Origin of the sequence: Bacillus sp. SM2101, assembly GCF_018588585.1 — a bacterium.
GTDB lineage: Bacteria > Bacillota > Bacilli > Bacillales > SM2101 > Nanhaiella > Nanhaiella sioensis.
Genome location: NZ_JAEUFG010000001.1, coordinates 442,499 through 456,777 on the forward strand (window position 1 = coordinate 442,499; position 14,279 = coordinate 456,777).

General features: G+C 34.9%; 10 protein-coding genes. 2 read left to right on the forward strand and 8 right to left on the reverse strand.

Annotated features, from left to right (window positions below):
* Nucleotides 1–14: 14 nt before the first annotated feature.
* The 6 genes from dtd to JM172_RS02210 all read right to left on the reverse strand — a co-directional run bounded on the left by dtd (nt 15) and on the right by JM172_RS02210 (nt 9,170).
* Nucleotides 15–461, reverse strand: a complete 447-nt coding sequence (gene dtd / locus JM172_RS02185) for a D-aminoacyl-tRNA deacylase (RefSeq protein ID WP_214480412.1) — start codon at nt 459–461, stop codon at nt 15–17.
* A gap of 14 nt (nt 462–475) precedes the next feature.
* Nucleotides 476–2,677 carry a RelA/SpoT family protein gene (locus tag JM172_RS02190; RefSeq protein ID WP_214480413.1) on the reverse strand — a complete coding sequence of 734 codons (2,202 nt, stop codon included), beginning with the start codon at nt 2,675–2,677 and terminating at the stop codon, nt 476–478.
* A 555-nt stretch (nt 2,678–3,232) separates the two neighbouring features.
* Nucleotides 3,233–3,745 (reverse strand): adenine phosphoribosyltransferase, encoded by a 513-nt coding sequence (locus JM172_RS02195; RefSeq protein ID WP_214480414.1) that lies wholly within the window; start codon nt 3,743–3,745, stop codon nt 3,233–3,235.
* Nucleotides 3,736–6,093, reverse strand: coding sequence for a single-stranded-DNA-specific exonuclease RecJ (gene recJ, locus JM172_RS02200; RefSeq protein ID WP_214480415.1), 2,358 nt, complete (start codon nt 6,091–6,093; stop codon nt 3,736–3,738). Before recJ ends, JM172_RS02195 begins: the two co-directional genes overlap by 10 nt.
* A 367-nt stretch (nt 6,094–6,460) precedes the next feature.
* Nucleotides 6,461–8,692 carry a protein translocase subunit SecDF gene (gene secDF / locus JM172_RS02205; RefSeq protein ID WP_214480416.1) on the reverse strand — a complete coding sequence of 744 codons (2,232 nt, stop codon included), beginning with the start codon at nt 8,690–8,692 and terminating at the stop codon, nt 6,461–6,463.
* Nucleotides 8,693–8,870: 178 nt separating this feature from the next.
* Entirely contained in the window at nt 8,871–9,170 is a 300-nt protein-coding gene (locus JM172_RS02210; RefSeq protein ID WP_214480417.1) for a post-transcriptional regulator, read from the reverse strand.
* A 151-nt stretch (nt 9,171–9,321) separates the two neighbouring features.
* Here JM172_RS02210 and spoVB point away from each other — a divergent pair, with 151 nt between their 5' ends.
* Nucleotides 9,322–10,887, forward strand: a complete 1,566-nt coding sequence (gene spoVB / locus JM172_RS02215) for a stage V sporulation protein B (protein ID WP_214480418.1) — start codon at nt 9,322–9,324, stop codon at nt 10,885–10,887.
* 229 nt (nt 10,888–11,116) lie between these two features.
* Here spoVB and JM172_RS02220 read toward each other — a convergent pair whose 3' ends face one another.
* Entirely contained in the window at nt 11,117–11,620 is a 504-nt protein-coding gene (locus JM172_RS02220; protein ID WP_214480419.1) for a GNAT family N-acetyltransferase, read from the reverse strand.
* 292 nt (nt 11,621–11,912) lie between these two features.
* On the reverse strand, nt 11,913–13,202 hold the full coding sequence (locus JM172_RS02225; RefSeq protein WP_214480420.1) for an ArsB/NhaD family transporter: 1,290 nt from the start codon (nt 13,200–13,202) through the stop codon (nt 11,913–11,915).
* A gap of 401 nt (nt 13,203–13,603) precedes the next feature.
* Here JM172_RS02225 and JM172_RS02230 point away from each other — a divergent pair, with 401 nt between their 5' ends.
* Nucleotides 13,604–13,993 carry a TIGR04086 family membrane protein gene (locus JM172_RS02230; RefSeq protein WP_214480421.1) on the forward strand — a complete coding sequence of 130 codons (390 nt, stop codon included), beginning with the start codon at nt 13,604–13,606 and terminating at the stop codon, nt 13,991–13,993.
* The last annotated feature ends 286 nt before the right edge of the window (nt 13,994–14,279 follow it).

Consider the following 14,279-nt stretch of genomic DNA (forward strand, 5'->3'; position numbering starts at 1 on the left):
GACAACCTCTTCATTTACGCTCTCTCACTATCAATGATTAATGTCACTGGACCATCATTGATAAAGTCAACATCCATCATTTTTCCGAATTGACCTGTCTCAACAATAGCACCATTGTTCATTAATTGTTTATTAAAAAAATCATAAATGGCTTTCGCCTGCTCAGGTTTAGCTGCTTCCATGAAATTAGGTCTCCGTCCTTTACGGCAATCACCATATAATGTGAATTGTGATACAGATAGTACTTGCCCACCGACATCTAATAATGAAAGATTCATTTTTCCATTGTCATCTTCAAATATTCGAAGATTAACAATTTTTTCAGCTAAATATTTGGCATCTTCTTCTGTATCAGTATGAGTTACACCTACTAGCAATAAAAGCCCATGAGAAACTTGGCCAACTGTTTGTTCATTTACGATGACCTTTCCGTTTTTAGCGCGTTGGACGACTACTCTCATATCGTTAATCCTCTCTAATTCATGATCCTTCTAACAGAATAAACATCAGGAATCTGCTTAATTCTCTCTACTACTTTTTGTAAATGACTAATGTTTTTTATAAAAATGGCCATATTTATCATTGCCATTTTATTACGGTCTGTTTTCCCTGTGACAGATGAAATGTTCGTTTTTGATTCATTAACCGCCTGCAGAACTTCATTAAGCAGACCTCTACGATCAAATCCTGTTATCTCAATCTCAACATTGTATTCGCGACTTTCTTTAGCATGACCTTCCCACTCGACAGGAATAAGTCTTTTCTCAGCATCTTCAGTATTAATGTTGGGACAATCAGCACGGTGTATGGAAACGCCTCGTCCTTTTGTTATAAAGCCAACAATTTCATCACCTGGAACAGGATTACAACATTTTGATAATCTAATGAGCAAGTTGTCAATTCCTTGCACACGAACTCCTGCATCACGTTTTTTTGCTTGAGGAATAGGAATTTGTCTTACTTCCGATGCAGCTTCTGTAATATTCTTCTCTAGTTCATCGTCTTTCTTTTTGCGCCATTTATCGGTAAGACGCGTAACAACTTGAGCAGCTGTAATTCCATTAAATCCAACAGCTGCATACATATCTTCTTCATTATTGAAGTTGAACTTTTCAGCAACAACCTTTAAATTTTCTGGTGATAATACTTCTTTCACGTCAAACTCAAGATTCTTAATTTCTTTCTCAATAAGTTCCTGCCCTTTTTCAATATGCTCTTCACGTCGCTGCTTCTTGAAAAATTGTCGAATCTTATTTTTCGCTTGAGAAGTTTGAGCAAGCTTTAACCAGTCTTGACTTGGACCATAAGAATGCTTCGATGTTAATATTTCAATGATGTCACCTGTTCTTAATTTATAATCAAGTGTTACCATTTTTCCGTTAACTTTTGCACCAATTGTCTTATTACCAATTTCTGAATGAATACGATAAGCAAAATCAATAGGAACCGAACCAGATGGTAATTCGATTACATCGCCCTTTGGTGTAAAGATATATACCATATCCGAGAACAAATCAATCTTTAAAGATTCCATAAATTCTTCAGCATTTGTTGCATCATTTTGCCACTCTAAAATTTCCCGGAACCAAGTCATTTTCGTTTCAAATGAGGATTTATCACTAACAGCTTTACCTTCTTTATATGACCAATGGGCCGCTATCCCGAATTCTGCGATTTGATGCATTTCAGTCGTTCGTATTTGTACTTCCATAGGCTCACCTTTAGGGCCTATAACAGTCGTATGAAGAGACTGGTACATATTAGGCTTTGGCATTGCTATATAATCCTTAAACCTGCCAGGCATAGGCTTCCAACACGTATGAATAATGCCTAAGACCGCATAGCAATCCTTGATGCTATTTACAATAATCCTCAAAGCCAACAAATCATAGATTTCATTAAATTGTTTATTTTGTAGAATCATTTTTCGATAAATACTGTAAATATGTTTAGGGCGTCCATATATTTCTGACTTAATCGATACATCATTTATCTTTGTTTTTAAGTCCTGTATCGTTTCAGCTAAGTATTGCTCTCTTTCAGCCCGTTTTTTCTTCATCAAGTTCACAATGCGATAGTATTGCTGAGGGTTTAAATATCGTAAAGCAGTATCTTCTAGCTCCCATTTTATTTTTGATATTCCAAGGCGATGAGCCAATGGGGCGAAAATTTCAAGAGTTTCATTTGATATACGCATTTGCTTCTCATGTGGTAAATGCTTTAATGTACGCATGTTATGCAAGCGATCTGCTAGTTTTATTAAAATTACGCGAATATCCTTTGCCATAGCAACAAACATTTTTCGGTGATTCTCAGCCTGTTGTTGTTCATGAGATTTATATTTAATTTTACCGAGCTTTGTTACACCATCTACAAGCATAGCAACTTCTTTGCCAAACTCAGTTGTCATTTTTTCAATTGAAGTATCAGTGTCCTCTATAACATCGTGAAGAAAACCTGCTGCAATTGTTGCAGGATCTAACTCTAAATCTACGAGTATTCCTGCTACTTGAATAGGATGAATAATATATGGCTCACCAGATTTTCTAAATTGATCATGATGAGCTTGCTCCGCAAACTGATATGCATTTGCGATAAATTCAATATCGTCTTGTGACAAGTAAGCTCTTGCCTTGTCAATTACCTGTTCAGCTGTTAACACATGTTCATTAGCCATGATATCACCTTTACAATAAGTATTGTATTTATTATCATGAAATTTCGAGTAGATGTAAAGTATTGATTAAACGGAAAATCTAGCCGACACATGATAATGGCGGAATGTCGTCATCCATGACTCTCCCCGAAAAGCATGCACTCCACTTTTTAGCCGGGGCTAGGCCCGATCGCTAGACATCTGAAAAACAATTTCAAGCATCTCCATTACCCCCAAAGACAAGCATTAGCATTATATCGCCATGAAGGTGTTTTACCTTTTTACGATTTGGGGGGATTTGTGAAAGATATAGACATAGGTTGATCTTATATAATGGTTTTTTTCGCATTAATTATTGCTTTTCGTACTAAGAGCCAAACACGTACACAACTAGAGTTCGAGGCATCTTTCCTTCTATACAACAATGACCATGTAAAACCAATATTTTTTGTAATAATTAGCTTATAATAGCAACAAAGTTTACGAAAAGAACCTATTTAATTGATAAAGCTTGAAAAAAGAGCCCTCTTCAAAATGAGCGCTCTCTTAAATTCTATGTTAAGCGTGTGGAAAAACTTAAAATTCCATTAATGAAAGAACATCGTAATTATCAATCTTATTTCGCCCATCTAAATACGAAAGTTCGATTAAAAAGGCAATTCCTGCCACGACTCCACCTAACTCTTCTACAAGCTTGATTGTTGCTTCAATTGTACCACCAGTTGCTAATAAGTCGTCAGTTATTAATACTCTTTGTCCTGGCTTTATCGCGTCTTTATGAATCGTAAGCACATCTTTTCCATACTCTAATCCATAATCTACCTTTATCACGTCACGAGGTAATTTACCTTCTTTTCTTACAGGTGCAAACCCTACTTCTAAAGCATATGCTACTGGACATCCAATAATAAATCCTCTTGCTTCTGGTCCAACTACTAAATCAATTTTTCTTTCACTTGCATATTTCACAATTTGATCTGTTGCATATTTATAGACTTCACCTTTATCCATAATCGTGGTGATATCTTTAAATTGTATTCCTTCTTTAGGAAAATCTGGTACTACGGTAACATACTTTTTTAAATCCATTCGTTCACTGCCTCCTGCGAACCTTTATTATTATTGTTATCAAACCAATGCTTCAATTGTTGATATGATGAATACGAAAATGTACGTTCAAGCTCAAGCTGTGCTTGTTTTGAGCGATACGTTATTGACTCAGTCAAATCCCTTTTTTCTGTATGATTTGATATAGAAATGAATCCATTGTCTATTTTAACAAATTCTAATTCAAAAAACACCTTTGACATAAATTCTATCGTTTCTTTTGTCCATCCTTTATGAATAGCTAACTTTTCAGCGTAGCGGTTCAAATCGAAAGAACCTTTTTGTACTAAAAAGCGATAATACCAAGAAAAGTGTTTTCGAGTTGGTATTGTAGTAAAAAAATGATCTTGTTCATGGTGGAACAATGCGTATATTCGTTCAGGTAAACCAGCATGTTGTAGCAAACTTATCTGTTCAATCGATGATGGTAGGTCTACCATTATAACGTGTTTTGAATTTATGTCGATAACATCATCGTGCGCTTCAACTTTATAAATAACATTCTCGTATTCGCTAAGTTGTAATTTACTTATCGTTTGCTCGTTAAAGATGATTAGCTGTAGTTTATGTGATGGAATAAGTTCAATCAATTTTTCTACATCTTTTGTACCCCTATAATCAAAAAGCTGCCACTCATTCACGCTAATATCTTGCAGCATTAACTGAGCCTTTCGATTATTGTTCCACTCATTAATAGATAAATCTCCTACGACAGATACTCGAGAAAGTGGAGATATATCATCATACAAATAACCAAATCTAAAAGCAATTGTATCTAATTGACTTCCAGCTTCTTCAAGCACTACTTTCAAGTGTGCTTGATCAGTCCCAATCTTGCGCATATCACTAATATTGACATTATCTATCAAAAACTTAGGCTTTGGATTGTTCATTCCATATGGTGCCAATTTTCCTATTTGTTCAATTGTTGAAATTGTCACTTCGTCTATTGAACATGTGGTATCTATATTGGTAATTGGTACATATTCCTCTTCGATTAAAACATCTTGAGCTATAGCATTTAATCGGTATCGTAAATCTTCAATATCTTCAAGTTGTAGTGTCATTCCTGCAGCCATAGGATGGCCTCCAAAATGAGGTAAAATATCACGACATTTTGATAAATTTGCGAATAAATCAAAGCCTTCAATACTTCGAGCAGATCCTTTTGCCAGTCCACTTTCCTGATCAACACTTAAAACAATTGTTGGACGGTAAAATTTATCCACAAGACGAGAGGCAACAATACCGATAATCCCTGAATTCCAAGCTTCGTCTGCAACAATTAGAACAGCATTGTCCTCTAGAGGGTATTGTTCTTCAACTTGTTTTATCGCTTCTTCTGTTGTTTTATTTACTAGCTGCTGACGTTGCTTATTTAACAAATCTATTTCATTAGCAAGGTGGGAGGCTTCCTCTACATTATCAGTCATAAGTAAATGTACTGCTGGATCAGCTGAATCTAACCTACCAACTGCGTTAAGTCTCGGTGCAATAGCAAAGCCAATTGTATCTTCATTAATTTCATTTGCATCAACACGACAAACTTTCAATAATTCTTTTATACCTTTTCTAGATGTCACTTGAAGCTTTTTTATTCCTTTATATGCAATTAGACGGTTTTCTCCTGATAGAGGTACTAAATCAGCAATTGTTCCAATGGCGACAATATCTAAGAGTGATGTCGGTACCTCGCCAATTAATGCATGGGCTACTTTAAATGCAACACCAACCCCTGCCAAGTCTTTGCACGGATATACGCTATTTGGTTTTTTAGGGTGGATAATTGCTAACGCATCAGGAAGCTCAGGACCTGGCTCATGGTGATCAGTTATAATTAAATCTAACCCTAATTCCCCAGCAACCGTCGCTTCATTTAAAGCAGCAATTCCAGTATCTACAGTTATGATTAGCGAAAACCCTTCTTCTTTTGCCCATTTAAAAGCTTCTTCGTTCGGACCATATCCTTCTGTGAACCGATTTGGTATATAGAAGTCTACCTTAGCTCCCATTTCATTAAGAGTTGATAATAGGACTGCTGTACTACTAACACCATCTGCATCATAGTCACCAAAAATGAGAATCTGTTCTTCAAGTTCAATTGCTTGCTTTATTCTTGCAATTGCAACATCCATATCTTCTAGTAAAAACGGGTCATGAAAATCTTGATTTTCTATATTTAGAAAGGCATGAGCATCTTCAACAGTATCTATGCCACGATTGATGAGTAATTTTGCAACAAGAGGGGTAATACTTAGTGCATCGGCAAGCTGCTGTACTTGTTCTTCATTACATTCATTTATTTTCCATCGAGTTTTAGACTGTAGCATACTATCTCCCCTTTATTAAAACAAGCCCTATTATACTAGAGAGCTAGTTGTGTTTCAAATTCAATCTATTGCCAGCTCAGACTTTATTAATTTATTGTCTCTAACCTTACACCTTTTTTAATACATAAGACTGTTTTCATATAGAATGTTGTTTTTAATATAAAAAATAAATTTTTAGTCGCATCTTTTCTTCTATTTTATGAAGAAAAAAGTTTACGAAAAGTGCCTACATAAAAAAAGCCGCAGTACATGTACCACGGCTATTGCAAAGGGTTATTTCGCAGCTGTTTAATTTGGTAACAACAGCAACAAAGTATTCGAAAAGAGTCTTTGCAAAAAACGTTTTTTTTTAGCTCAAATTGTTCTCTTACTGTTTTTTTGAAGGATTTCTAAGACCTAGCTTCTTGCTTTTCCAAACTAACCAAAGCTGAGATGCGATAAACATGGATGAATATGTTCCTGCAACTAAACCGATCAGTAGAGCAAATGAGAAGTTTGTAATTGATTCACTTCCGAATATTAACAATGCACCTACAGCAATAACTACAGTAAGCACCGTATTAATAGACCTTGCTAACGTTTGCTGCAGACTTTTATTTACAACAGCTGCTAGATCTTCAAATGTTTTAATTTTCTTTTTCTTCTTATAGTTTTCACGTATACGATCAAATGTAACAATCGTATCATTAATCGAATAACCTACGATCGTTAAGACCGCAGCGATAAATGTTAAATCGACTTCGAGTCTAGTTAAACTAAAGAATGCAATAATGAAAAATGAGTCGTGTAACAATGCCACAATGGCTGCTAACGCCATCGTCATTTCAAACCGAATGGTAACATAAATGATGATACCTATAGATGCAATCAATACAGATATGAATGCATTACGAGCTAGTTCCTTACCGATAGTTGGAGAAACCGTACTTACATTAGGCTCTTGACCATATTTGTCAATAAAATGAGACTTTAGTTCATTAATTTTAGCTTGCTCAATTACTCCTAAAAAGCGTGCAACTGCAATTTCATTATTTGTTCCTGAAAGTACGATCTCATCATCTGGTACTAAACCTATCTGACCAAGCTCTTCAGTTACTTCTTTTGCTGTGAGCGATTGACTAGCACCGATTTCTACCCTCGTTCCACTTTCAAAGTCTATGCCGAGATTAAGCTTCATTGTTAATAGGAGAATCACTCCAACTACAATCATAGCCCCTGAGAATAGGAAAAATTTCTTACGATGCTTTACAAAATCAACCTTATCAAATTTTGTCGATAACTCTGTTTCATCTGTTACGTCTGCAATATCTAATATATCCGCTTGCTTAACTCCAAAATAACCAGGCTTTTTATTTAGGAAGCGGCTATTCACCCACAAGCCAAGCAAAATTCTTGAGCCATATACAGCAGTAATAAAGCTGACGATAATACTTACGATTAACATCGTTGCAAACCCTTTAACTGAGCTTGTCCCATAAACAAACAATACTGTTGCTGCTAACAGTGTAGTAATGTTAGCGTCTAGAATGGTTGATAGCGACCTGCGGTTTCCAGCCCGGAAAGCAGACATCGTCGATTTACCTAGCTTAATTTCTTCCTTAATTCGCTCATATGTAATGATATTTGCATCAACAGCCATACCTACACCTAGGATTAACGCAGCGATACCTGGTAAAGTTAAAACACCATTCATTAAATCAAAAACGAGTAAAATGAGGAAAATATAAATGCTTAAAGTAATTGTTGCGATTAATCCCGGAAAACGATAATAACCGATCATAAATATAAAGATGATTGCAATTCCGACAATCCCCGCAAATACCGTTTTTTCCATTGCTTGTTCACCGAATTTTGCACCTACCGATGTAGAATAAATCTCTTTTAGATCTACTGGTAGCGCTCCGGCATTCAACAAATCAGAAAGCTCTTTCGTTTGAGCTACAGTAAAGTTACCTGATATCATTGGTGTTTTAATATTCAATACTTCATTTACATTTGCAACTGATAAAATTTTATTACTATTGGTGTTCTTTAACTCTTCAAATGAGTCTACACCTTCTTCGAAATCAAGCCACATAACTAATTGATTATTTGGAGCCATATTTAAAATTTGTTCTGTAACTTGACCAAATTTATCTGCATCTTTTATTGTAAGGGATACAATCGGCGCGCCATTTTCATCGAAAGATGGACTCGCACCCCCCTCTTCCAAGTCTGTACCATCTAACATAATATTGTCATTAACATCTCTAATCGTTAACTTTGCACCAGTAGATAGGATTTCTCTTGCTTTATTTTGATCCTCAACACCTGCTAATTGCACACGAATTCGATCTGTACCTTCAATCTGAATACTCGGTTCACTCACACCTAAAACATTCACACGTCGGTCCAGAGCTGCAGCTGTACTTTCTAAAATAGAGTTGGTTATTTCTTCATCCTCATGTACGGGTATAGCTTCATATAAAACTTCAAAGCCCCCCTGTAGGTCAAGACCTAACTTAATGTCGTTGGTTATTCCTTTTAGCGTATAGCCCATCGTGCTGCCAATCACTAGCACGAGCAAAAAAAACGCTACGATGCGACCTCTTTTTACCATAACTAAAAATCCTCCTTAAAATTAACAAAAAAGCACAAGCACCTTAGAAATATTCTTTGCGTTAATAATGTATATCTTATATGTCTGTAACCTTGTCTAACAAAACAATTATGAAACATATTTAACTACCTGTCAATTTCACAATAAATATGCATTGTTCAATAAAAGATATACCCGCCTACAATAGTTGATTCAAGACGTCTTTTCCTTCTTCACTAAATAAATTTGGTGCTTTATATGCTTCAATTGTTATATAGCTCATATATTCGCTTATCGTAAGGCTCAAAATATCATTTACCATTTCGTAAAGTTTCTTTCCTTCTTTTACACGCTTCCACTTTTTTTTCTTTAAGCACTCCCATAGCTGCTCCTCAGTTACATCTTCATAACCAAACATGCAGAACTCTTCTAATTTACTCGTTAGGGCAGGTTGACAAATTGCTTTAAATTGTTCAAGAACATCCAATTTATTATTCAATATTATCCACTCCTACGTTAGAAATAGAAAACGTTTAAATGTTATGAAACAACCTCGTATTTCTTTTCTTATACTTGTCATGCTTGGCCAACCCACATGCATATAGTTAATTGTATATGATATCACCCTTTTTGAGAAGGTAGGGACCAAGATGACAAAACAAACATTTTTGAAAGGTACGCTTATACTCGTTATAGCTGGTTTAATAACAAGAATTCTAGGATTTATTAACAGAGTAGTAATTGCTAGAATGATTGGTGAAGAAGGCGTCGGCTTATATATGATGGCCGTGCCGACATTAATTCTAACAATTAATTTAACCCAGCTTGGACTTCCTGTTGCAATATCAAAGCTCGTAGCAGAAGCAGAAGCAGTTGGTGACAGAAGAAAAGTCAAAAAAATATTAGTTATCTCGTTATCAATTACTCTTATTACGAGCGTTATTTTTACAAGTGGAATGATTGGATTTGCCCCATTACTCTCCAATACGCTATTAACCGATTCAAGAACACTTTATCCTTTGTTAGCGATTTCCCCAATTGTTCCTATTGTTGCATTGTCATCGGTTATGAGAGGATATTTCCAAGGGAAGCAGAATATGAAACCACCAGCTATTTCACAGGTGATAGAACAAATCGTCAGAATTACGCTCGTAGCAGTCTTTACAAAAGCTTTTTTACCTTATGGGATTGAATTTGCTGCTGCAGGTGCAATGATTTCTGTAGTGATAGGCGAATTTGCTTCGCTTATTTATATGATAACGATGTTTAAGCTAAATAAGAGAATAAAAGTTAGACGACATTTTTTTAAATCAATGAAAGATGGAAAAGAAACGTTTAATGGGCTGATGAGAATAGCATTGCCTACTACTGGAAGCAGATTAATTGGTTCAATTTCATGGTTTTTTGAACCCATTGTCGTTGCCCAAAGCCTCGCTATAGCAGGACTCTCAATATCTCTTGCTACAAGACAATACGGGGAATTAACAGGATATGCCCTTCCATTAATGTTCTTACCCTCTTTTATTACTCATTCATTACAAGTTGCACTAGTACCTGCCATTAGTGAAGCTGCTGCAAATAACAAAATGCAGATCGTGGAATATAGGCTACAGCAAGCATTACGTCTATCTTTTGTTACTGGAGGTTTAGCTGTAGTAGTTCTTTATATTTTTGCCACACCTCTTATGGAGATTATGTACGGGACTAGTAATGCAGCAATATATGTAAAATTAATGGCTCCTTTTTTTATTTTACATTATTTTCAAGGTCCATTACAAGCAACACTTCAAGCTCTTGATTTGGCAAAAGCCGCTATGATTAATAGTTTAATAGGGGCAATCGTTAAATTAGCTGCAATATTTGCCTTAGCAACTCAGCCAGAAATAGGAATAATGGGGGCTGCACTCGCTATTGTCGTATCAATGATGCTAGTTACTCTACTTCATTTTTCTACAGTATTAAAAGTCATTTCCTATACTTTTTACGTAAAGGATTATATAAAAACGGGTTTAACAATTGTCATTTCAGGTATTGTTGGGCACTATGTATTTTCTTATTTATTAGCTATAGATTCATTAATATTTAGAACGTTATTTGCGATTATTAGTACATCTCTCACATATTTTCTATTATTAATTATCTTTAACTTAATCAAACCTGATGAGCTCGCTCGGGTTCCTATATTAAGAAAATTATTTATAACTAGCGGCAAATAATTTAAAAGGTAAAAAAATGTACATCTAGCAATCGTTATCCAGGGTATTTAAAGCTATTCTACTTATAGAGGAAAAGAGCTATCCTTAAAGCAAAGTATATATGAATTCGCAAAAGAAACACTTATTGATTCACATTGCAATTCACACAAAAAGACCGACTTCTGTTAAGTCGGTCTTTTCTATCCTAAATAATAAAATATTCGATTACCCAAATTTGTAGTTGAAGAGCTTATAAAACAAATACCATTAAATCTTCATCAAAGTATTGACCATTAAACTTTAATGATTTAAGCTCTGTTCCATAAATTTTAAATCCAACAGATTCATATAAATTTTTAGCATTGTTGTTATTATGTTCTACGGTTAAATTGATTTGTTCTAATCCTTCACACCCTTTTGCCTTTTTTATAAGTTCCAAAATAAGTGCTTTTCCGATACCTTGCCCTCTAACCTCGGGAGCTACACACATGCCAAAAACATTTCCTTTATGAGCAGTTTTAACATTAATTTCACGAATAAAAGTAACAGTTCCAAATAATGAACCATCATTATCAAAAGAGCCTAAAACAAACTTGTCTTTAGATGGTTTTATTCGCTCTACAACGGTATCGGTTGAAAATTGGACTTCTCTTTCATATGTTGAACCAAACTCTTCAGGATTAGTTTGTAAGGCTTTTAATCTAAATTCTTGATAGATAGGAGCATCAGACTCAGCCAAAATACGAATATTCATTATCTCTCCCTCATTTCCTACTATATTCATTTCCATCATATAAAATATTTTTTATTTTAACATAAAATCCCATTAAATCTTTAAAAAATCATCCTTTTGCAGAGGATGATTTCCATAAACTTATTTGCAATGGCTGTTTTCGCATTAATTGTTGTTTTTCGTACTTAGAACCAAACACGTACACAACTATAGTTCGTGTAAATTTTCTTCTGTACTACGACGTACTAATTTGATAACATGAGGAACAATATTTACGAAAAGAGCCCTACTAAACTTCGTTCGTATTCCAGCTTTATAAAAATTCTATTAGATAGCGATAATAAACATAAATAGATGAAATAAATAGTGACACTACAACAACTGGAAACCCTATTTTTAAAAATTCTAGAAAATTCACTTGTTGCTTCGCTTTTGCAGCTAAACCAGCAACGACTAAATTTGAGGATGCCCCCAATAGCGTACCATTTCCTCCTAAACAAGCTCCTAACGCTAACGACCACCATAATGGATCAACATTAGTCATTCCATAATCCTGAAACTCCACAATAACTGGAATCATTGCTGCTACAAATGGGATATTATCTACAAATCCTGAAAAAATTCCTGTTAGCCATAAAATTAACATGGCTGTTTTAGGTAAATCTCCTTCTGTATAATACATAATTCCTCTAGCCATTTCATTAATTATACCTACCTCTTCTAACCCGCCTACTAATAGAAATAACCCAATGAAAAAAAATAAAGTTCCCCATTCTACCTGTTTAAAAACATCTTCTGGTTTGTGTTCTTTATGGGTCAATAATAATAATAACAGGGCACCTGCCAATGCCACGCTAGTTAAGTCAATATGTAAAAACGGATGCAAAATGAATCCAGTAAACGTCATACATAAAACAGTTAACGCCTTTACTAACGTAGCATTTTTTTGTAAATATTCAACAGGATCAATTTCCATTAATCGCTGCCTATATTCTTCTTTAACATGTAATTGTTTTCCATAAATTAAAGCTAAACCACCGATAATTAATGTAAAAATGACTAAGACGATTGGAGAGAGATGGATAATAAAAGAATTAAACGTTAAATGTTTGACTGCTTGACCAATCATAATATTCGGTGGATCTCCAATTAATGTAGCTGTCCCACCTATATTCGATGATATGATAATTACAATCAAATAAGGCACAGCAGGGATATGTAGTAATTTAGTTAACGTTAAGACGACTGGAACTAGTAGTAATACCGTCGTAACATTAGCTAATAATGCAGACCCAACCGCAGTTATTAAAGAGATAACGATTAATAATGGAATCGCCTTCCCACCTACTAATTTTGCAACGACAATCGCAACATACTCAAATACCCCTGTTTGACCCGTAATTGAGATGAGAATCATCATGGAAAACAATAACGCAATTGTATTCCAATCTATATACTCTAAAAATGCAGCGTCAATATCAAAAATCCCCACTATTAGCATTGTTACTCCCCCAAGTCCTGCAACAAGGGTCCGATCTAGCTTTTCAGTCATAATGACGATATAGGAAATAATAAAAATAATGAGAGCAAGCATAGAACTCATTCCATTTCTCCTTCCTTGTCCCCTTTAAATATCTTGTTCAAAAAGAAATTCTTACTAAGAGCTGTAATGTTTCATAGCGAATATAGATGGGTACATAAAGCTCCAGTACAGTTATGTTATTTATCTTTCTCCTACTTTTTGAACACCTTCTTTATAATCATATGATGCTTATCCAAAAAAATATTTATATTCTATTTTTTTATTTACTGAATATGCTCGTACTATAAGAAAAGCGGAGACGCCTTGGACTATCCCCGACAAACACTGGAAGAATTTTTTTTGAAGGCATTTCTCGCCTTGGAATCAAATAGTGAAGTGAGCTCGAGGAGATAGGCGTTGGAGCTGGACATTAAGAAAAGCGTAGTCGAATGTTCAATATATACGGAAGGGGAATGGTGAAAATGGAAACAAAAAAAATGAGTGGAGCAGTACTCTATGGAGTATTAACAATTTTAATTATTGTCTTGGGAATGAGCATGTTATTTTCCTTACTTCTTAGGTTTACTAACTTAAATGAATTGTCTCTTTCTTGGGTTATTACAATCGTTGGGTTCATCGCTGTCTTTATTGGAGGATTTGTTTCAGGAGGTAAAGGAAAAGAAAAAGGATGGCTAGTCGGTGCCATGACTAGTATTGTGTATACTTTCATTGTTTTCCTCGTACAATATTTAGGATACGATTCTCCCTTTACATTACAGCAGTTGTTGTTCCACACTGGCTTTTTAGTTACTTCTATTTTTGGAGGGATCATAGGAGTGAATATTTCCTCCTCACCAACAAGAGAAACTTAAATGTGTAAAAGAAGATCATTACTCGGTTATTACATGAGGTAAAAAAAGAAGGTTGGAGTCATATTAATTTTTCAAACTATGAAAAGAACATTGATACCGGCATTTTTTCTTTCTAGAACGATGGAATTTAAATCGGATATGATCAACTATGCTAAATGAAAGGTCTTTTAGTAAGGCTGTGCAAATGAAAAGAGGTTGACTAAATAATATGATATGCTCCCCTTAAGGTAGACAGATTAAAAAATAAAATCTGATTACCTTAAGGGGGCTTTTTTATGTCCAATAA